At 61.8% G+C, this 20,489-nt stretch carries 11 protein-coding genes, 2 tRNA genes and 3 rRNA genes; 9 read left to right on the top strand and 7 right to left on the bottom strand.

Going from position 1 to position 20,489, the window contains the following annotated elements; all coding sequences use genetic code 11:
- Positions 1-17: 17 nt before the first annotated feature.
- From BI347_RS01615 to BI347_RS01600, 4 genes are all read left to right on the top strand, one after another.
- Complete coding sequence (locus tag BI347_RS01615) at positions 18-1,202, top strand: efflux RND transporter periplasmic adaptor subunit (protein WP_071111528.1); 1,185 nt, start codon at positions 18-20, stop codon at positions 1,200-1,202.
- A gap of 20 nt (positions 1,203-1,222) precedes the next feature.
- Positions 1,223-4,363 carry an efflux RND transporter permease subunit gene (locus BI347_RS01610; RefSeq protein ID WP_071115173.1) on the top strand — a complete coding sequence of 1,047 codons (3,141 nt, stop codon included), beginning with the start codon at positions 1,223-1,225 and terminating at the stop codon, positions 4,361-4,363.
- Entirely contained in the window at positions 4,356-5,759 is a 1,404-nt protein-coding gene (locus BI347_RS01605) for an efflux transporter outer membrane subunit (RefSeq protein WP_071111530.1), read from the top strand. Before BI347_RS01610 ends, BI347_RS01605 begins: the two co-directional genes overlap by 8 nt.
- A gap of 244 nt (positions 5,760-6,003) precedes the next feature.
- Complete coding sequence (locus BI347_RS01600) at positions 6,004-7,158, top strand: branched-chain amino acid ABC transporter substrate-binding protein (protein ID WP_071115172.1); 1,155 nt, start codon at positions 6,004-6,006, stop codon at positions 7,156-7,158.
- A 135-nt stretch (positions 7,159-7,293) separates the two neighbouring features.
- On the opposite strand, the gene rrf is transcribed toward BI347_RS01600, so the two are convergent.
- The 5 genes from rrf to BI347_RS01575 form a co-directional block, all read right to left on the bottom strand.
- Positions 7,294-7,408 (bottom strand): 5S ribosomal RNA (rrf, locus tag BI347_RS01595).
- 130 nt (positions 7,409-7,538) lie between these two features.
- A 23S ribosomal RNA gene (locus tag BI347_RS01590) occupies positions 7,539-10,434 on the bottom strand.
- 256 nt (positions 10,435-10,690) lie between these two features.
- Positions 10,691-10,766, bottom strand: a tRNA-Ala gene (locus BI347_RS01585).
- Positions 10,767-10,769: 3 nt separating this feature from the next.
- A tRNA-Ile gene (locus tag BI347_RS01580) sits at positions 10,770-10,846 on the bottom strand.
- Between the two features lie 90 nt (positions 10,847-10,936).
- A 16S ribosomal RNA gene (locus tag BI347_RS01575) occupies positions 10,937-12,472 on the bottom strand.
- Together the 16S, 23S and 5S rRNA genes with 2 tRNA genes alongside form the textbook arrangement of a ribosomal RNA operon.
- A gap of 508 nt (positions 12,473-12,980) precedes the next feature.
- On the opposite strand from BI347_RS01575, the gene BI347_RS01570 reads away from it, so the two are divergent.
- Complete coding sequence (locus tag BI347_RS01570) at positions 12,981-14,297, top strand: MFS transporter (protein WP_158020694.1); 1,317 nt, start codon at positions 12,981-12,983, stop codon at positions 14,295-14,297.
- 79 nt (positions 14,298-14,376) lie between these two features.
- Here BI347_RS01570 and hslU read toward each other — a convergent pair whose 3' ends face one another.
- Both hslU and hslV read right to left on the bottom strand, forming a co-directional pair.
- Complete coding sequence (gene hslU / locus BI347_RS01565; protein WP_071111533.1) at positions 14,377-15,717, bottom strand: ATP-dependent protease ATPase subunit HslU; 1,341 nt, start codon at positions 15,715-15,717, stop codon at positions 14,377-14,379.
- A 49-nt stretch (positions 15,718-15,766) separates the two neighbouring features.
- On the bottom strand, positions 15,767-16,315 hold the full coding sequence (hslV, locus tag BI347_RS01560) for an ATP-dependent protease subunit HslV (RefSeq protein ID WP_071111534.1): 549 nt from the start codon (positions 16,313-16,315) through the stop codon (positions 15,767-15,769).
- Between the two features lie 150 nt (positions 16,316-16,465).
- Here hslV and BI347_RS23905 point away from each other — a divergent pair, with 150 nt between their 5' ends.
- The 4 genes from BI347_RS23905 to BI347_RS01540 all read left to right on the top strand — a co-directional run bounded on the left by BI347_RS23905 (position 16,466) and on the right by BI347_RS01540 (position 20,336).
- The gene (locus BI347_RS23905) at positions 16,466-17,182 is read left to right on the top strand and encodes an energy transducer TonB (protein WP_071111535.1); all 717 of its coding nucleotides are present in this window, start codon (positions 16,466-16,468) and stop codon (positions 17,180-17,182) included.
- Positions 17,179-17,856 carry a MotA/TolQ/ExbB proton channel family protein gene (locus tag BI347_RS01550; protein ID WP_071111536.1) on the top strand — a complete coding sequence of 226 codons (678 nt, stop codon included), beginning with the start codon at positions 17,179-17,181 and terminating at the stop codon, positions 17,854-17,856. The genes BI347_RS23905 and BI347_RS01550 overlap by 4 nt, the downstream gene beginning before the upstream one ends.
- Positions 17,843-18,253, top strand: a complete 411-nt coding sequence (locus BI347_RS01545) for an ExbD/TolR family protein (RefSeq protein ID WP_071115170.1) — start codon at positions 17,843-17,845, stop codon at positions 18,251-18,253. Before BI347_RS01550 ends, BI347_RS01545 begins: the two co-directional genes overlap by 14 nt.
- Positions 18,254-18,488: 235 nt before the next feature.
- Positions 18,489-20,336: a DUF3857 domain-containing transglutaminase family protein gene (locus tag BI347_RS01540; protein WP_071115169.1), complete on the top strand. Its 1,848-nt coding sequence runs from the start codon at positions 18,489-18,491 to the stop codon at positions 20,334-20,336.
- Positions 20,337-20,489 lie beyond the last annotated feature (153 nt).

The raw sequence follows: 20,489 nt of genomic DNA, 5'->3' as shown, positions 1-20,489 counted from the left end.
TTCGAGGATTCGATACCATGCAAGGAACTGCACCCCTCCCGCGCGCCGCGCGCGGCCTGCTGCTGGGCATACTGGCGGCCAGCCTGGCGGCCTGCGGCCAAAAACCCGACGCCAAGGCCGGCGCGATGCCGCCGGTGCCGGTGGCCGTGATCAAGGTTGAGCCGGCCGACGTGCCGGTGTCGTATGAGTTCGTCGGCCAGGCGGCCGGCTCGCGCGAAGTGGAAGTGCGCGCCCGCGTCGGCGGCATCCTGCAAAAGCGCGCCTACGCCGAAGGCAAGCCGGTGAAGGCGGGCGACCTGCTGTTCCAGATCGACCCAGAGCCGTTCAAGGCGGCGCTGGACCAGGCCCGCGGCAACCTGCAAGTGCAGCAGGCGCAGTTGCTGCGCACCAAGCAGGACTACGAACGCGTGCTGCCGCTGTTCAAGGAAAACGCCGTCAGCCAGAAAGACCGCGACGACGCGGTGGCCGCCTACAATGCCGCCAAGGCGCAGGTGGCCTCGGCCCAGGCGCAGCTGGAGCAGGCGCAGATCAACCTAGGCTACACCCGCGTCACCGCGCCGATTTCCGGCATCACCAGCCAGGAAGCGCGCTCCGAAGGCAGCCTGGTGGCCACCAGCGCCGACGCCAGCCTGCTGACCAAGATCTCGCAGCTGGACCCGATCTACGTCAACTTCAGCATGTCCGACGGCGACATGTTGTCGCTGCGCAAGATGCAGCACACCGGCAAGCTGAAGCTGGCCAACGGCGGCGGCTTCGAAGTGCAGCTGAAGCTGCCCGACGGCAGCATCTACGGCAAGACCGGCCACCTCAACTTCACCGACAGCCTGGTGGACACCAATACCGGCACCATCCGTTCGCGCGCCAGCTTCGCCAATCCGCAAGGCGGCATCCTGCCCGGCCAGTTCGTCCGCGTGCAGCTGAACGGCGCGGTGCGCACCCACGCCATCACCGTGCCGCAGCGCGCGGTGCTCACCTCGCAGCAGGGCAAGATGGTGTGGGTGGTGGGCCCGGACGGCAAGGCGCAGCCGCGTCCGATCTCCGTGTCGCAGGAAGTTGGCCTGGACGTGCTGGTCGAGCAGGGCCTGAAAGCCGGCGACCAGGTGGTGGTCGACAACATCATCAAGCTGCGTCCGGGCGCCGACCTCAAGCCGCATCCGTTCCAGGCCGACGCCAGCGCGCCCGCCGCCGCAGCCAAGCCGTAATCCCAGGGGGAATCTGATTTATGTTTTCCGCTTTCTTCATCCGGCGGCCTATCTTCGCCAGTGTGATCTCCATCGTGATCATGCTGGCGGGCCTGGCCGCCATCAAGGCGCTGCCGATCGAGCAGTACCCTGAAATCGTGCCGCCGGTGGTGAACGTCACCGCCAGCTATCCGGGCGCTTCCGCCGAAGTGATCGCCAACACCGTGGCCGCGCCGCTGGAACAGGCGATCAACGGCGTCGACGACATGCTTTACGTGCAATCCGGCAGCGCCAGCAACGGCACGCTGTCGATGAGCGTGTCGTTCAAGATCGGCACCAACCCGGACCAGGCCACCATCAACGTCAACAACCGCGTGCAGTCGGTGCTGTCGCAGCTGCCGGAAGAGGTGCGGCGCCAGGGCGTCAACGTGCGCAAGAAGTCCGCCACCATTCTGCAGGTGATCTCGCTGTTCTCCCCGGACAACAGCCGAGACACGCTGTTCATCAGCAACTACGCGCTGCTCAACGTAGTCGATGAGCTCAAGCGGGTGCCGGGCGTGGGCGACGTGATCAACTTCGCCGGCCAGGACTACTCGATGCGGATCTGGCTGAAGCCGGACAAGCTGGCGCAGCTGAAGCTGACCCCCAGCGACGTGGCCGCCGCCATCCGCGAGCAGAACTCGCAGTTCGCCGCCGGCAAGCTGGGCGCCGAGCCGACGCCGCAGAAGCTGGACTTCACCTACACCGTCACCACCCAGGGCCGCCTGTCCGAGCCGGAGGAGTTCGAGAACATCATCCTGCGCGCCAATCCGGACGGCTCGGCGGTGAAGCTGAAGGACGTGGCCCGCGTCGAGCTGGGCGCGCTGTCCTACGACTTCCACGGCAAGCACAACGGCAAGGCCACCATCCCGATCGGCATCTTCCTGGCGCCGGGCGCCAACCAGCTGGCCACCGCCCAGGCGGTGGAAGTGGAAATGCAGCGGCTGTCCAAGGCCTTCCCCAACGGCATGTCCTACGGCATTCCGTACGACACCACCAAGTTCGTCGAAGTGTCGATCGAGGAGGTGTACCACACGCTGGCCGAGGCCATGGTGCTGGTATTCCTGGTGGTGTTCCTGTTCCTGCAGAACTGGCGCGCCACGCTGATACCGTGCCTGGCGGTGCCGGTGTCCATCGTCGGGGCCTTCGCCGGCATGTACGCCTTCGGCTTCACCATCAACACGCTGACGCTGTTCGGCCTGGTGCTGGCCATCGGCATCGTGGTGGACGACGCCATCGTGGTGCTGGAAAACGTCGAACGGCTGATGACCCAGGAAGGGCTGTCGCCGACCGAGGCCAGCCTGAAGGCGATGAAGGAAGTGTCCGGCGCGCTGGTGGCCATCGTGCTGGTGCTGTGCTCGGTGTTCATCCCTGTGGCCTTCCTCGGCGGCATTGCCGGCCAGATGTACAAGCAGTTCGCGATGACCATCGCGGTGTCGGTGGTGATTTCCGGCATCGTGGCGCTGACGCTGACCCCGGCCTTGTGCGCGCTGCTGCTCAAGTCGGAACACCAGCACCAGAACCGCTTCTTTGAATGGTTCAACGGCTGGTTCGACCGCCTGACCGAGCGCTACACCAGCGGCGTGGCCTTCATCATCAAGCGCAGCCTGCTGGCGGTGGTGCTGTTCGGCGCCCTGATCGCGGTTTCTGCCGGCCTGTTCCGCATCATCCCGTCCAGCCTGGCGCCGGACGAGGACCAGGGCTATGTACTGGCCGCGGCCTTCCTGCCGGACGGCGCGTCGCTGCAACGCACCGCCGCCAGCATGGACAAGCTGGACGCGATGATGGCCAGCAATCCGGCGGTGAAGGACCGCATGAGCTTCGCCGGCTTCGACATCCTGTCCGGCGGCAACAAGACCAACGCCGGCGTATCCTTCATCACCCTCAAGCCGTGGAGCGAGCGCAAGTCGCCCGAGCTGTCGTCGATGGCGGTGGTGAAGGACATCTTCGGCAAGGGCATGATGGGCGTCACCGACGGCATCATCCTGGCCTTCAACCCGCCGCCGATCTCCGGCATGTCCAACACCGGCGGCTTCGAAGCCTATGTGCAGGACCGCGCAGGCGGCACTTCGCTGGCGCTGGGCGAGGTCACCAAGAAATTGGTGGCGGCCGCCGCCAAGCACCCGGAGCTGAAGGGCGTGCAGACCACCTTCTCCGCCAGCGTGCCGCAAGTCTTCGTCAAGCTGGACCGCGACAAGGCCAAGGCGCTGGGGGTGCCGGTGAACAGCGTGTTCGACACCATGCAGAGCACCTTCGGCGCGCTGTACGTCAACGACTTCAACAAGTTCGGCCGCACCTTCCGCGTGCAACTGCAGTCCGAAGCGCCGTTCCGCACCAAGGTGGACGACCTGCGCAACGTCTACGTGCGTTCGCAAACCGGCCAGATGATCCCGCTGACCGCGCTGGTGACCATCCAGCAGACCACCGGCCCGGAAACGCTGGAACGCTTCAACGTGTTCCCGGCGGCCAAGGTGGTGGGCGGCCCGGCGCCGGGCTACAGCTCCGGCGAGGCGCTGGCGGCGATGGAACAGGTAGCCCAGGAAACGCTGCCGGAAGGCTACGCGCTGGCCTGGACCGGCTCCGCCTTCCAGGAGAAGTCCACCAGCGGCTCCTCCACCCTGGTATTCGGCTTCGCCATCATCATGGTGTTCCTGATCCTGGCGGCGCAGTACGAACGCTGGAGCCTGCCGATCTCGGTGCTGATGGCGGTGCCGTTCGCGGTGTTCGGCGCGCTGATGGCCAACTGGCTGCGCGGCCTGGCCAACGACGTCTACTTCCAGGTGGCGCTGGTGACGCTGATCGGCCTGTCGGCCAAGAACGCCATCCTGATCGTGGAATTCGCGGTGCAGCAGTTGGACGAGGGCATGGACGCGGTGACCGCCGCGCTGCAGGCCGCCCGCCTGCGCTTCCGCCCCATCGTGATGACGTCTCTCGCCTTCGTGCTGGGTTGCGTGCCGCTGGCCATTTCCAGCGGCGCCGGCTCCGCCAGCCGCCACTCCATCGGTACCGGCGTGATAGGCGGCATGCTGGCCGCCACCTTCATCGCCACCTTCTTCATCCCGCTGTTCTTCATCATGATCATGAAGATAGGCAAGAAAAAACCTCAACCGAGCGTTGAGGCAGGAGAAAACGCAGATGCTTAAGCGTGCCCTGATCCCCGTCGCCGTCGCGCTGGCCGTATCCGCGTGCGCGGTGGGCCCCGACTACAGCCGCCCCAAGGTCGAGCTGCCCGAGGCGCAGGCCGGCCAAGCGCAGCCGACGGTGAGCGCCGACTGGTGGAAACAGTTTGACGACCCGGTGCTCAACCAGCTGATAGAAGAGGCGGTGAAAAGCAACCTGGACCTGCAGGCTTCCGCCGCCCGCGTCGAGCAGGCGGCCGCCCAGGCCGGCATCGCCCGCGCGGCGCTGCTGCCGTCCTTGGGCGCCAGCGGCAGCTACCAGAGCGGCCGCACCTCGGCGCTGACCACCGCCCCCGGCACCCCGCTGGTGGCCGACCTGCGCACCGCCAACCTGACCGCCGCCTGGGAGCTGGACCTGTGGGGCAAGCTGCGCCGCGGCAACGAGGCTGCGCGCGCCAGCTACCAGGCCAGCCGCTACGACCGCGACGCCGCCCAGCTGGCGCTATCGGCCCAGGTGGCGCAAACCTACTTCCAGCTGCGCGCCTTCGACGCCCAGCTGGATATAGCCAAGCGCACGCTGCAAAGCCGGGAAGAGTCGCTGCAGCTGCAGACCAAGCGCTTCCACGGCGGCCTGATCTCGGAGCTGGACCAGCGCCAGGCCGAAGCCGAGGCCGCCGCCGCCCGCGCCGCGGTGCCGCAGATCGCCCGCTCGCTGGAACAGACCGAAACCGCGCTGGGCGTGCTGCTGGGCCACAGCCCGAAACAGCTGGTGGCCGGCAACCTCAACCGCGGCAAGGACATCAACAGCCTGGCCAGCCCGCCGGACGTGCCGGCCAACCTGCCGGCCAGCCTGCTGGAGCGCCGCCCCGACGTGGCCTCCAGCGAACAGCAACTGATCGCCGCCAACGCCAATATCGGCGTGGCGCGCGCCGCCTACTTCCCCAGCATCAACCTCACCGGCGCGCTGGGTTCGCAAAGCCTGTCGCTGGACAGCCTGTTCACCAGCCCGGCCCGCACCTGGGGCTTCGCCGCCAACCTGGCCGCGCCCATCTTCAACTTCGGCGCCACCGGCTACGGCGTGGATGCCGCCAGCGCCGGCCAGAAGCAGGCGCTGGCGCTGTACCAGAAGTCGGTGCAGTCGGCGTTCAAGGACGCGCTGGACTCGCTGGCCGCCAACAGCGCCGCGCGCGACATCGTGCAGGCGCAGACCACCCAGCTCACCGCGCTCAACCGTACGCTGAAACTGGCCGGCCTGCGCTACGACAACGGCTACTCCAGCTATCTGGACGTGCTGGACGCGCAGCGCAACAGCTTCCAGGCCGAGCTGAACCTGGTGAGCGCCAAGCTGGACCGCCTCAACACCACCATCAGCGTGTACAAGGCGCTCGGCGGCGGCTGGGAAGCGCCCAAGCCGCAATAAGCCTCGCCCATCCCGCACGGTAAAAGCCCGCCTGATCCAAGGCGGGCTTTTTTTCATGGCTGCGGATTTACAAAATCGTCAAAATCGCGCCAAAACGCGCATTCCGCAACGACTGCGCCCGTTTGCGCGGCAGAACCTGCCGCCGCGCCGATTGACAAACGCATGGCCAATCGACACAGTAAGCTCACGCCATAGCATTGGCGACACTATCAAAATAAACAAAGAGCATCAGGAGAGATTCATCATGCAAACCCGACACAGCCTGCTGCTGTGCGCGCTGATGGCAGGCGTCGCCGCCTGCAACAAGCCAGCCGGCCAGACCCAATCCAACGACAAGACCGCCGCGGACAAAACCGTGGTCAAGATCGGCACCGCCAACCCGCTCACCGGTCCGTTCGCCCACTGGGGCCGCGACGCCGACAACGGCGTCAAGCTGGCGGTAGAGGAAGCCAATGCGGAAAAGCTGGTGCTGGATGGCAAGCCGGTCAACTTCGAAGTGGTGTCGGAAGACGACCAGGCTGATCCCAAGGTCGCCACCCAGGTCGCGCAACGCATGGTAGACGCCAAGGTCGCCGGCATCGTCGGCCACCTGACATCAGGCGCCGCCATTCCCGCCTCGCGCATCTATGCCGACGCCGGCATTCCGATGATTTCCGGCTCGGTCACCAGCCCCTCCTTCACTCAACAAGGCTACCGCAACACCTTCCGCCTGATCGCCAATGACCAGCAGCAAGGCGAGGCGCTGGCCAAATACGCAGTGGGCAAGCTGGGCGCCAAGCGCGTGGCGGTGATAGACGACCGCACCACCTACGGCCAGGGACTAGCGGACGACTTCGCCAAGGCGGTGGAGCAGGCCGGCGGCAAAGTGGTGAAGCGCGAGTTCACCACCAACAGCGCCACCGACTTCATGGCGGTGCTCACCTCGATCAAGGGCGAAAAGCCCGACCTGCTGTTCTACGGCGGCATGGACGCCCAAGCCGGTCCGATGGTCAAGCAGATGGGCAAGCTCGGCCTCAAGGCGGCCTTCATGGGTGCCGACGGCGTCAATACGCCGGAGTTCGCCAAGCTGGGCGGCGGCAGCGCCGAAGGCACTTATGCCTCCAGCGCCGGCCAGCCCAAGGAAAAGCTGCCCGGCTACGCCGACTTCAACCAGAAATTCAAGCAGCAGTTCCAGGCCGAAATCCAGGCTTATGCGCCGTACAACTACGATGCCGCCAAGGTGCTGATCGCGGCGATGAAACGCGCCGGCTCGGCCGACCCGGCCAAGTATCTGCCCGAAGTCGCCAAAACCGACTATCAGGGCGTCACCGGACCGGTGAAGTTCGACGGCAAGGGCGATATTCAGCAAGCGACGGTGTCGCTGTACCAGCTGAAACAAGGAAAGTGGATAGGCTTGTAAGCGCGCCCGGCCCGCGGCAAATAAAACCCCCGCCAGTTTGCCTGGCGGGGGTTTTGGTCAGGTATCAGGACATCGGTCTGGCGTGCGCCAAACGCAAAAACCCCAGCTCATTGAGCTGGGGTTCCGCTATCGGGCGTCTGGCGGTGTCCTACTTTCACATGGCGAATGCCACACTATCATCGGCGCTAAGGCGTTTCACGGTCCTGTTCGGGATGGGAAGGCGTGGGACCACCTCGCTATGGCCACCAGACATAAACTGGTACAAACTCAAGAAGCCTGAACTCGTCTCTCAACGCGTTCTGAATATTTTTTCGGGTACTCAATTGTGTCGCACTCACACTCCATCTTCGTCACTCAGTTTCCCAAGCCACTCAAATGATAGGATCAAGCCTCACGAGCAATTAGTATCGGTTAGCTTCACGCCTCACAGCGCTTCCACACCCGACCTATCAACGTCCTGGTCTCGAACGACTCTTCAGGGAGGTCTAGCCTCCAGGGAAGTCTCATCTTCAGGCGAGTTTCCCGCTTAGATGCTTTCAGCGGTTATCTCTTCCGAACTTAGCTACCCGGCGATGCCACTGGCGTGACAACCGGTACACCAGAGGTTCGTCCACTCCGGTCCTCTCGTACTAGGAGCAGCCCCCGTCAAACTTCCAACGCCCACTGCAGATAGGGACCAAACTGTCTCACGACGTTTTGAACCCAGCTCACGTACCACTTTAAATGGCGAACAGCCATACCCTTGGGACCGGCTACAGCCCCAGGATGTGATGAGCCGACATCGAGGTGCCAAACACCGCCGTCGATGTGAACTCTTGGGCGGTATCAGCCTGTTATCCCCGGAGTACCTTTTATCCGTTGAGCGATGGCCCTTCCATACAGAACCACCGGATCACTATGTCCTGCTTTCGCACCTGCTCGACTTGTCGGTCTCGCAGTTAAGCTACCTTTTGCCATTGCACTATCAGCACGATTTCCGACCGTACCTAGGTAACCTTCGAACTCCTCCGTTACACTTTGGGAGGAGACCGCCCCAGTCAAACTGCCTACCATGCACTGTCCCCAATCCGGATCACGGACCAAGGTTAGAACCTCAAAGGGGTCAGGGTGGTATTTCAAGGTTGGCTCCACCTGAACTAGCGTCCAGGCTTCATAGCCTCCCACCTATCCTACACAAACCACTTCAAAGTCCAATGCAAAGCTACAGTAAAGGTTCACGGGGTCTTTCCGTCTAGCAGCGGGTAGATTGCATCTTCACAAACACTTCAACTTCGCTGAGTCTCAGGAGGAGACAGTGTGGCCATCGTTACGCCATTCGTGCGGGTCGGAACTTACCCGACAAGGAATTTCGCTACCTTAGGACCGTTATAGTTACGGCCGCCGTTTACCGGGGCTTCGATCAAGAGCTTGCACCCCATCACTTAACCTTCCGGCACCGGGCAGGCGTCACACCGTATACGTCCACTTTCGTGTTGGCACAGTGCTGTGTTTTTGTTAAACAGTCGCAGCCACCGATTCTCTGCGACCTGTCATAGCTTCAGACGCGAAGTCTTACACCACAACAGGCATACCTTCTCCCGAAGTTACGGTATCAATTTGCCGAGTTCCTTCTCCTGAGTTCTCTCAAGCGCCTTAGAATTCTCATCCTGCCCACCTGTGTCGGTTTGCGGTACGGTTCTTGTGTAGCTGAAGCTTAGTGGCTTTTCCTGGAAGCGTGGTATCAGTCACTTCAGGTCCGTAGACCCTCGTTATCACGTCTCGGTGTTAAAGAAGAGCGGATTTGCCTACTCTTCACACCTACCGGCTTGAACAGACTATTCCAACAGTCTGCTGACCTAACCTTCTCCGTCCCCACATCGCACTACACAAAAGTACGGGAATTTTAACCCGTTTCCCATCGACTACGCTTTTCAGCCTCGCCTTAGGGGCCGACTCACCCTACGCCGATGAACGTTGCGTAGGAAACCTTGGGCTTTCGGCGAGCGGGCTTTTCACCCGCTTTATCGCTACTCATGTCAGCATTCGCACTTCTGATATCTCCAGCATGCCTCTCGACACACCTTCACAGACCTACAGAACGCTCCCCTACCACGGACACATTTGACTGTGCCCATCCGCAGCTTCGGTTATCAGTTTGAGCCCCGTTACATCTTCCGCGCAGGACGACTCGACCAGTGAGCTATTACGCTTTCTTTAAATGATGGCTGCTTCTAAGCCAACATCCTGGCTGTCTATGCCTTCCCACTTCGTTTACCACTTAACTGATCATTTGGGACCTTAGCTGGCGGTCTGGGTTGTTTCCCTCTTGACAATGGACGTTAGCACCCACTGTCTGTCTCCCATGCTGGCACTTTCCGGTATTCAGAGTTTGCCATGGTTTGGTAAATCGCAATGACCCCCTAGCCATAACAGTGCTTTACCCCCGGAAGTGATACATGAGGCACTACCTAAATAGTTTTCGGGGAGAACCAGCTATCTCCGAGTTTGTTTAGCCTTTCACCCCTATCCACAGCTCATCCCCTAGTTTTGCAACACTAGTGGGTTCGGACCTCCAGTGCGTGTTACCGCACCTTCATCCTGGCCATGGATAGATCACTCGGTTTCGGGTCTACACCCAGCGACTGATTCGCCCTATTCGGACTCGGTTTCCCTACGCCTCCCCTATTCGGTTAAGCTTGCCACTGAATGTAAGTCGCTGACCCATTATACAAAAGGTACGCAGTCACGGAACAAGTCCGCTCCCACTGTTTGTATGCATCCGGTTTCAGGTTCTATTTCACTCCCCTCCCGGGGTTCTTTTCGCCTTTCCCTCACGGTACTGGTTCACTATCGGTCGATCACGAGTATTTAGCCTTGGAGGATGGTCCCCCCATCTTCAAACAGGATTTCGCGTGTCCCGCCCTACTTTTCGTATGCTTAGTACCAAGAATGCGTTTTCGTGTACGGGGCTATCACCCACTATGGCGGTCCTTTCCATGAACCTTCCACTAACGCAATCTCTATCACATACAGGCTGTTCCGCGTTCGCTCGCCACTACTTACGGAATCTCGGTTGATTTCTTTTCCTTCAGCTACTTAGATGTTTCAGTTCGCTGAGTTCGCTTCCTCGTGCCTATGTATTCAGCACGGGATGACCCCTAAGGGCCGGGTTTCCCCATTCGGATATCGTGGGATCAAAGCTCTATTGCCAGCTCCCCCACGCTTTTCGCAGGCTTACACGTCCTTCATCGCCTGTGATCGCCAAGGCATCCACCAGATGCACTTAGTCGCTTGACCCTATCATTTCAGTAACCTACGTCACTTCATGACAGAGCGTGTTTGTGCGACGACTGCACCGCCCCTTTTGATATGGCGACGCAGCCTTAGATACAATCAAATACCCAAGATGACGATTTGTCCGCGTACAGAATTAACTCTACGCTTTCATTTCGCCGTCTTATATATTCGGCTTCTTCAGTTTGTTAAAGATCGGGCGTTAAAATTACAACGCAAACAGAACCAAACTCTTCCGAGTTCGCTTGTGTTTGAGTTGTGGTGGAGGATGACGGGATCGAACCGACGACCCCCTGCTTGCAAAGCAGGTGCTCTCCCAACTGAGCTAATCCCCCAACTGGTGGGTCTGGTAGGACTCGAACCTACGACCCCTGCGTTATCAACACAGTGCTCTAACCAGCTGAGCTACAAACCCAGTAAACTTCTACGCCAGCCCCACAAGGAGCTGGCTGCCCTTAACAGAATAACCGATAGGCTGTAAGTACTTGACGATCGCCTTCTCTAGAAAGGAGGTGATCCAGCCGCAGGTTCCCCTACGGCTACCTTGTTACGACTTCACCCCAGTCATGAATCCCACCGTGGTAAGCGGCCTCCTTACGGTTAGCCTACCCACTTCTGGTGAAACTCACTCCCATGGTGTGACGGGCGGTGTGTACAAGACCCGGGAACGTATTCACCGCAGCATGCTGATCTGCGATTACTAGCGATTCCGACTTCACGCACTCGAGTTGCAGAGTGCGATCCGGACTACGATCGGTTTTATGAGATTGGCACCACCTCGCGGCTTAGCGACCCTCTGTACCGACCATTGTATGACGTGTGAAGCCCTGCTCATAAGGGCCATGAGGACTTGACGTCATCCCCACCTTCCTCCGGTTTGTCACCGGCAGTCTCATTAGAGTGCCCAACTTAATGATGGCAACTAATGACAAGGGTTGCGCTCGTTGCGGGACTTAACCCAACATCTCACGACACGAGCTGACGACAGCCATGCAGCACCTGTGTTACGGCTCCCTTTCGGGCACCAAGCCATCTCTGGCAAGTTCCGTACATGTCAAGAGCAGGTAAGGTTTTTCGCGTTGCATCGAATTAATCCACATCATCCACCGCTTGTGCGGGTCCCCGTCAATTCCTTTGAGTTTTAACCTTGCGGCCGTACTCCCCAGGCGGTCAATTTCACGCGTTAGCTACGCTACCAAGGATTCAAACCCCCAACAGCTAATTGACATCGTTTAGGGCGTGGACTACCAGGGTATCTAATCCTGTTTGCTCCCCACGCTTTCGTGCATGAGCGTCAGTGTCATCCCAGGGGGCTGCCTTCGCCATCGGTATTCCTCCGCATCTCTACGCATTTCACTGCTACACGCGGAATTCTACCCCCCTCTGACGCACTCTAGTCTTGCAGTCTCCAATGCCGTTCCCAGGTTGAGCCCGGGGCTTTCACATCAGACTTGCAAAACCGCCTGCGCACGCTTTACGCCCAGTAATTCCGATTAACGCTTGCACCCTACGTATTACCGCGGCTGCTGGCACGTAGTTAGCCGGTGCTTATTCTTCCGGTACTGTCATCCCCGCCAGGTATTAACCAGCGGGATTTCCTCCCGAACAAAAGTCCTTTACAACCCGAAGGCCTTCTTCAGACACGCGGCATGGCTGGATCAGGCTTGCGCCCATTGTCCAAAATTCCCCACTGCTGCCTCCCGTAGGAGTCTGGGCCGTGTCTCAGTCCCAGTGTGGCGGATCATCCTCTCAGACCCGCTACTGATCGTCGCCTTGGTGAGCTCTTACCTCACCAACTAGCTAATCAGACATCGGCTGCTCGTATAACGTGAGGCCTTACGGTCCCCCACTTTCCCCCTCAGGGCGTATGCGGTATTAATCCGGCTTTCGCCGAGCTATCCCCCATTACACGGTACATTCCGATGCGTTACTCACCCGTTCGCCACTCGTCAGCGGAGCAAGCTCCCTGTTACCGTTCGACTTGCATGTGTAAAGCATGCCGCCAGCGTTCAATCTGAGCCAGGATCAAACTCTTCAGTTCAATCTCATAGCAAATTTTCTGGCACGCAAGTTCAAAGAAATAAAACAAGTATTTCTTGTCTCTTGCAGTGCAAGTTTTTGGCTTTCGCCAAGCACTTACACCTATCGGTTATTCGTTCTGTTAAAGAGCAGTGCCGGCCGCTTCGAACACCGCCGGAACCTGTTTCGTTCGGCTTGTTTCGTTCGCTGCGTCAGCTGAGGAGACGAACTATACCTGCGCCCTCACCCTCGGTCAACTGCTTTTTTGAGAAAAACGCACGTTTTTCACGATGAAATCCATAACTAATTGATTTTATTAAAATCAATGACTTTACATATTTATTGAAAATGCCGGAAACACAGTAGAAAAGCTCATTTCCCGCCGGTTACCTCACTAGATAACTTTGAAAAACGCGCAAAAAACCTCTGGTTTTTGTCTTCCATGGCAAAACCGCCTACTTTCTCGCCGCCATCTCGTGACAATGTCATTTCGTGATAGGATGAAATGCCTCATCGCCAAGGAGCGCACCGTGCATACCTCTCTACGACAACGATTACGCGGCCTGCCTCCCGGTTTCCATCTATTGATGCTCAGCGATGTGCTCAGCGGCTTGGCGATGGGCGCCGGCTACGTCAGCATCAGCTGGTGGGTGGTCAGCAAAGGCGGCGCCAACGACATGGCCTGGTTCAGCTCCTGTACCGCGCTGGTGATGCTGGCAGCGCTGCCGCTGACCGCTCCCTTGGGCGACCGCTTTCCCAAGAACCGCATCATCGCTGCCGGCATCCTGCTGGCGATGCTGTCCGGCTTCGCCTTGGCGACAATGGCCTGGTTCGACTGCTATCGACTGCGCTGGGTGATCGCCAGCGAGTCGCTGGCGATGCTGGCCTGGGCGCTGGTCATCCCGTCCATGCTCAGCATCGCCTCTGAACTGGTGCCGGCCGAGCGGCTAACCGACGCGCTGTCGCTGCAGAAAAGCTCGCAGGCCGTCGGCAATCTGTTCGGCCCGGTGCTGGGCGGCAGCCTGATGGCGTTCGCGCCGGCCTGGCTGGCGCTGGGCAGCTACGGCCTGCTGCTGCTGATCGCCGCCGGCGGCGCGCTGCGCATCCGCATTCCGCCGCGCGACCGCGAGCAGTTGCAAGCGGAAAGCTTCGTCGCCCAGATCCGCAGCGGCTTGCGCATTCGCTGGCGCATTCCGCTGGAGCGCAGCTGGGCATGTTGGGGGCTGCTGGCGATGACCGCCTACTTTCCTATGGTGGTGACGCTGCTGCCGATCAAGCTGCACCAGTTGGGCCTGCCCGCCTTCTGGCTGGGCATCTGCGAAGCGGCCGCCAGCGGCGGCTTGCTGATCGGCTCGCTATGGCTGGCCCACCGTCTGCTGCGACGTTGCAGCCGGCCGCGCGCCCGCGCGCTGGCGATGTGGTCGCTGGCCGCCGTATTCGTAGTGGTGGCCTTGACCGACAACCCGTATCTGATGCTCACGATGTTCGGCATAGAAGGCGTGCTGCTATCCATCACCATGCTGATCGGCCAAACCCACCGCACGCTGGCGGTGCCGGAGCCCTACCGCGCCCGCGTCTCCGCCATCAATGTGCTGGTGGCCAAACTGGGCAGCATGCTGGGACCGGCGCTGGCCGGCATCTTGCTGCACAGCTGGTCGCTGGACGCCGTGTATCTGTTCTTCGCCGTCTTTCATCTGCTGAGCGTGCCGCCCATGCTGCGTCTGCCCGGGGTGAACGCCTTCCTCAACCTCAATCATCAAGAAGTGAAGGATTGGTATCGGCATCAGTACCCGGAAGCGTTCGAACCCATCGTGGTGGCGGACGCCAAACTGAAACAGCCGGTGTGAGCCATCGGCCGCAAGCGGCAAAAGAAAACGGCGACTGTGGCAGTCGCCGTTTTTTACATATATAAGGTATAGAGGCCGATCAAAGCACGTAGCGCGCCAGATCCTCGCGCTCGGCCACCTTCTCCAGCTTGCCGTCGACGTAGACGCCATCGATCCGGCACGGACCGGACTTGGCGTCGAACGCCACCTCCTCCAGCAACTTCTCCATCACCGTGTACAGGCGGCGAGCGCCGATATTCTCGGTCTTCTCGTTGACCTGCCAGGCGATCTCGGCCAAGCGCTGGATGCCGGATTCGACGAATTCCAGCTCCACTCCCTCGGTAGCCAGCAATGCCTGATACTGGCGAGTCAGGCAGGCGTTGGTGCTGGTCAGAATGGCCTTGAAGTCGTCAACCGACAACGACGACAACTCCACCCGGATAGGCAGCCGGCCCTGCAGCTCCGGAATCAGGTCGGACGGCTTGGACAGCTGGAAGGCGCCGGAGGCGATGAACAGGATGTGATCGGTCTTGACCATGCCGTACTTGGTGGACACGGTGGTGCCCTCCACCAGCGGCAGCAGGTCGCGCTGCACCCCGGCGCGCGACACATCGGCGCCCTGGCCTTCGCCGCGGCTGGTGACCTTGTCGATCTCGTCGAGGAACACGATGCCGTTCTGCTCGACGCTCTTCAGCGCCTCCGCCTTCAACTCCTCGTCGTTGACCAGCTTGGCGGCCTCTTCGTCCACCAGCTGCTTGAAGGCATCGGCCACCTTCATCTTGGCGGCCTGCTTCTTGCCGGCGCCCAGGCCCTGGAACATGCCCTGCAGCTGGCTGGCGAAGTCTTCCATGCCTGGCGGCGCCATCACGTTCATCTGGGCGATGGGCGCGGCGATTTCGATTTCAATCTCTTTATCGTCGAACTTGCCTTCGCGCAGCATCTTGCGGAATTTCTGCCGGGTGGCGCCGTCTTCGTGCTTTTCCTCCTGCACCGGCTCTTCGCTGAAAAAACCGGACGGCTTGCGCGCCGGCGGCAGCAGCACGTCGAGGACGCGTTCCTCGGCGGCGTCCTCGGCGCGGGTGCGGTTGCGCTTGATGGCGGCGTCGCGGGTGTCCTTGATCGCCACCTCCACCAGGTCGCGGATAATGGTGTCGACGTCGCGGCCGACATAGCCCACCTCGGTGAACTTGGTGGCCTCCACCTTGATGAAGGGCGCGCCGGACAGCTTGGCCAGCCGGCGGGCGATTTCGGTCTTGCCGACGCCGGTGGGGCCTATCATCAGGATGTTCTTTGGAGTGATCTCGCTGCGCAGCGGCTCGGCCACCTGCTGGCGGCGCCAGCGGTTGCGCAAGGCGATGGCCACCGCGCGCTTGGCGGCGTGCTGGCCGATGATGTGCTGATCCAGTTCGTGGACGATTTCCTGCGGGGTCATTTGCGTCATGACGTTCTCCGCCCGGCGGACAGCGCCGGGCCATTCATTCGGGGCAGCCTCAGGCCTCTTCCGGACCCAGGGTTTCGATCAGATGGTTTTGATTGGTGTAGATGCAGATGTCGCCGGCGATCTCCAGCGATTTTTTCACCACCACCTCCGGCGCCAGGTCGGTGTTTTCGAACAGCGCGCGCGCCGCCGACTGCGCATAGGCGCCGCCTGAGCCGATGGCGGCGATGCCCTGCTCCGGCTCCAGCACGTCGCCGTTGCCGGTGATGATCAGCGTGCTGCTCTTGTCGGCGACGATCAGCATCGCCTCCAGCCGGCGCAGCATGCGGTCGGTGCGCCAATCCTTGGCCAGCTCCACCGCCGACACCAGCAGATTGCCTTGGTGCTTCTGCAGCTTGGCCTCGAAACGCTCGATCAGGGTGAAGGCGTCGGCTGTGCCGCCGGCGAAGCCCGCCAGCACCTTGCCGTCGTGCAGCTTGCGAATCTTGCGCGCGGTGGATTTGATCACGATATTGCCCAGCGTCACCTGACCGTCGCCGCCCAGCGCCACGCGCTCGCCACGACGGACGGAAACAATGGTGGTTCCGTCAAACTGCTGCATGTTCGGTATTCCAATAGATATCAAGAATGCCGGCGCGGCGCCGGCCTAGCTCAGAATATGCAGGCAATCGCAGCGATTACAAGCCGCTTTTGCAGCGGGCGGGGTGGTCCATGTTGTATAATGAGAATTATTTGTATTATCATTTAACCCATGAAACCCCTGCCGACCCTGCAATTTTCTGCCATTGCCGCCGTCCTGGGCGTGCACGCGCTGGCGCTGCTGTTGCTGAGTCACCCGGCTAGTCGGGAGCTGCCGGTAGCGCCGCCGCGACTGCAGACAACGATGACGATGACGATGCTGGCGCCGTCGCAGCCGGCCCCGCCCAAGGCCGCCGCGCCGTCGGTCGCCAAGCCGCAGAAACCGCAGGTCCAGGCCAAGGCCGCTCCCAACAAGCCGGCGCCGAAGACGCCGCAGTTGCCGGTGGTAAAGCCGCAAACCAATACGCCGCCGCCGGCTCCCGCCAAGGCGATCAATGTGGCGACGGCGGCGCCTGCCGCGCCGCCCCCCGCTCCGGCGCCCGCCAAAGCCGAGACCGGCGGCAAGCCCGACGGCGACAGCCGCCAGCAGCCGATTTCCGAGCCGCTGGCGTACGGCGGCTATCTGAACAATCCACAGCCGGCCTACCCGGCGATCTCCAAAGAGGAAGGCGAAACCGGCACCGTGAAGCTGCGCGTGCATGTCAGCGCCCAGGGTCTGCCGCTCGAAGTGTCGGTGCAAAGCAGTAGCGGCTTCACCCGGCTGGACCGCGCCGCGTTGGCCTCGGTCAAGCGCTGGCGCTTCATCCCGGCCAAACGCGGCGCCGAACCGATCGCTTACACCTATATCGTTCCCGTTGAATTCTCACTCAAGTCTGCCCAAACAACATGAATGTTCTGACCGTATTCCAGCAAGGGGACGCCGTACTGATTTCGGTGTTCATGATTTTGATCCTGATGTCGGTGCTCACCTGGTACCTGATCATCGTCCGCGGCGCGCAAACCTTGCAAGCCCGCCGCGCCAACCGCAGCACGGAGAGCGCGCTATGGAGCGCGCCCGACTGGCAGCAGGCGGAAAACGGCCTGGCGCACAGCCAGGGGCAGGTCGCCAACCTGGCGCGCGCCGGCCTCGCCGCGCTGCGCCTGCATCAGAGCCAGGCAAGCCGCGCGCTGGGCCAGGCCTGCGGCGTGGACGAGTTCGTCACCCGCGCCATCCGCAAGGTGCTGGCGCAGGAAAACGCCCGCCAGGAAGCCGGCCTAACCGTGCTGGCCTCAATAGGCTCCACCGCCCCCTTCATCGGCCTGTTCGGCACCGTGTGGGGCATCTACCACGCGCTGGTCAATATCGGCCAGGCTGGCCAGATGAGCATAGGCGCGGTGGCGGGGCCGATAGGCGAAGCGCTGATCGCCACTGCGGCCGGCCTGGCCGCCGCCATCCCGGCGGTGCTGGCCTACAACGCCCTGACTCGCGCCCAGCGCGTGATGGCGCAGGAACTGGACTATTTCGCCCATGACCTGCACGCCCAACTGCTAACCCAATCCGGAGAGCAAGATGGCGTTCGGTAGTTTCAACCAGGGTCCGGCCGCGCCGATGGCCGAACCCAACACCACCCCGCTGGTGGACGTGATGCTGGTGCTGTTGGTGGTATTCATCATCACCACTCCGCTGCTGACCAACGCGGTCAAGGTGGATCTGCCGCGCGCGCAGGCCGCCCAGAACCAGGACAAGCCGGAGCAGATCCGCCTGGCGGTGGACGCGGTGGGCAAGCTGTTCTGGAACGACCAGCCGGTGGCGGAGGCCGAGCTGCCGGCGCGCTTCGCCGCCGCCGCCAACGTCAATCCCGAGGTGGAGCTGCACCTGTCGGCCGACAAGGCCGTGCGCTACGAAACCGTGGCCAAGACCCTGGCCGCCGCCCAGAGCAACGGCGTCGGCAAGATCGGCTTCGTCACCACCGCGCCCTGACTCCCTTCCATCAGCCCCAGCCCGCCCTCCACCAGGAGGCCGGGCGCTCCGCGCACATTGAACTGTCGCCGCGGCGCGCGCACTAAGTCCTATCCGCCGCTTCAGCTTCGCGAGCCGCATGGCATTTGAAAACCCGCCCTAGCCCGCGCCGCCCGCTCATGGCAAGATCATTGCCACTTGCCTATCGATCCACCCCGCGCGCCGCCATGGCGCGCCATAGAGAATGGTTCCTTCGATGCGTTTTCCCGCTTCCCTGTTGACCACCACGCTGGTCCTGGCCAGCCCCGCCATCCTGGCGGCGCGCCAGCCGGCGGCAGAAGCGCCGCTGGCGCTGAACACCAGCATCAACTGCCGGCACAACGCCGACAACAGCCTGGACTGCACCACCCGCAACCAGTTCACCATCCTGAAGCCGGCCGGCAAGGACTTTCTGTCGCGCATAGACTTCACCTATCCCGACACCGACACGCTGGAAGTGGTGGACGGCGAGGTGCGCCAGCAAGGCGGCAAAGTGGTGAAACTGGAAAAATCGCAGGTGGAAACCCGCGCCGCGCCGAACCCGTACGCCGGCGTCAGCCGCGACAAGCAGACCTGGCTCGCCTTCCCCGAGCTGGCGGTGGGCAGCGTGGTCTCCTACCAGGTGAAACACCATATCGCCGCGCCGCCGCTCAGCCGCGAAATGCTGTACCGGCTGGACTTCGATCCAGAGCCGGTGCGCTACGACAGCTACCACTTCGAGCTGAGCTCGCCGCGGCCGCTGCTATCGCGCAGCGAGCTGATGGACGGTTTCAAGACCGCCGTCAGCGCCGACAACAAGCGGATCACCGTCGATCAGCAAGGCAGCCGCTACCTGAACTTCACCAATGAATGGAACAACAGCGCGCTGCGCGGCTGGCCGCGGCTGAGCATCGCCACCAGCGACGCGCCGCAGCAGCACTTCGGCGTCTACGCCGAGCGCTACAACAGTATCCTGGCCGCGGCGCTGCCGCCGGGCGCCGCCGCGGTGGTGGCAGAACAGCAAGGCAAGCCGGCCGCGCAGCAGGTGGCCGCCTTCATGCAGCACATCAACAGCCATTACCGCTACCTCAACGACCAGCGGCTGGCAGAGCGCGGCCTGGTGCCGTTCACGCTGGCCGAGATCGAACAGCACGGCTACGGCGACTGCAAGGACCTGGCCACGCTGCTGACGGCGATGCTGCGCCGCGCCGGCATCGAGGCCGAACCGGCGCTGGTCTTCCGCGGCAACTACGCGCAGCCGCCGCTGCTCCCGGGCCTGGGCACCGTCAACCACATGATCGTGCGCGCGGAAATCGACGGCAAAACCGAATGGCTAGACGCCACCAATCCCTTCTTCGCCGCCAGCCGCATCATGCCGGACCTGCAGGAGCGCGTCAGCTACCTGATGGGCCGCGACGGCAAAGTGCGGCAGGACTTCATTCCGCTGCAGGCGCCAACCTTGAGCAGCACCGTCAACCGCACTGAGACGCTGAAGCGAGACAGCAGCGCGCGCATCGTCAGCCAGAGCCAGTTGTCCGGCTGGCCGCTGATTGAAATGACGATGCAGGACCGCTATCAAGGCAGCAGCAGCACTGAGCAGAGCGTCTGCCACGGCCTGGGCAACCAGGCGCAAAACTGCAAGGTGGAACGCGCGCCAACCGGTTTCCTGATTCCGGAGCGCTACGCCATTCGCGTCGGCGGCGACGATGTGCGCGCGCTGGAGAAGATTTCCGGCCTCTACCTGTACGACCCGCGCCTGGAAAGCCGCTGGAACGATTTCGACAACTACCGCGACAACGGCAATCAGGCCGACGTCTATCTTGGCGATCCGGAAATCATCGAACGCACGGTGGAATTGCAAGGCGCCCAGGCCATCCAACCCGCCTTCAGCTGCCAGGCGCGCTCCCCCTGGTTCGACCTGGATCTGCGGCAGAGCGCCACCGCCGCCGGCATCCGCTACCAGTATCGGCTGACACGCAAGGTGCGCTGGTTGAGCCACAACGACATCGTCAGCCCGGAATTCGCCGCGCTCAACCGCCAGGCGCGCGCCTGCTCGACCGAGGTTCGGCAGATACTGAAGCTGTAATCGCCGCAGACCTGCGCCGCGCACAAGGGGATGTCCAAAGGCATCCCCTTTTTGCCGGCGCCAAGAATATGATTTAAATAGAACAATATCAATTTAAACAACATTGCAATAAATCCTTGCCCTGTCATGCGCAGAACATGACAATGCCAATTT

Source organism: Chromobacterium sphagni (assembly GCF_001855575.1).
GTDB classification, from domain to species: Bacteria; Pseudomonadota; Gammaproteobacteria; order Burkholderiales; family Chromobacteriaceae; genus Chromobacterium; species Chromobacterium sphagni.
Note: the sequence above shows the minus strand (reverse complement) of the source record. Positions and strands in the feature narration are given on the sequence as shown.

Coding starts and splice junctions, on each gene's coding strand:
- BI347_RS01615 (WP_071111528.1), top strand. CDS start 18: ATGCAAGGAACTGCACCCCTCCCGCGCGCCGCGCGCGGCCTGCTGCTG.
- BI347_RS01610 (WP_071115173.1), top strand. CDS start 1,223: ATGTTTTCCGCTTTCTTCATCCGGCGGCCTATCTTCGCCAGTGTGATC.
- BI347_RS01605 (WP_071111530.1), top strand. CDS start 4,356: ATGCTTAAGCGTGCCCTGATCCCCGTCGCCGTCGCGCTGGCCGTATCC.
- BI347_RS01600 (WP_071115172.1), top strand. CDS start 6,004: ATGCAAACCCGACACAGCCTGCTGCTGTGCGCGCTGATGGCAGGCGTC.
- hslU (WP_071111533.1), bottom strand. CDS start 15,717: ATGACGCAAATGACCCCGCAGGAAATCGTCCACGAACTGGATCAGCAC.
- hslV (WP_071111534.1), bottom strand. CDS start 16,315: ATGCAGCAGTTTGACGGAACCACCATTGTTTCCGTCCGTCGTGGCGAG.
- BI347_RS23905 (WP_071111535.1), top strand. CDS start 16,466: ATGAAACCCCTGCCGACCCTGCAATTTTCTGCCATTGCCGCCGTCCTG.
- BI347_RS01550 (WP_071111536.1), top strand. CDS start 17,179: ATGAATGTTCTGACCGTATTCCAGCAAGGGGACGCCGTACTGATTTCG.
- BI347_RS01545 (WP_071115170.1), top strand. CDS start 17,843: ATGGCGTTCGGTAGTTTCAACCAGGGTCCGGCCGCGCCGATGGCCGAA.
- BI347_RS01540 (WP_071115169.1), top strand. CDS start 18,489: ATGCGTTTTCCCGCTTCCCTGTTGACCACCACGCTGGTCCTGGCCAGC.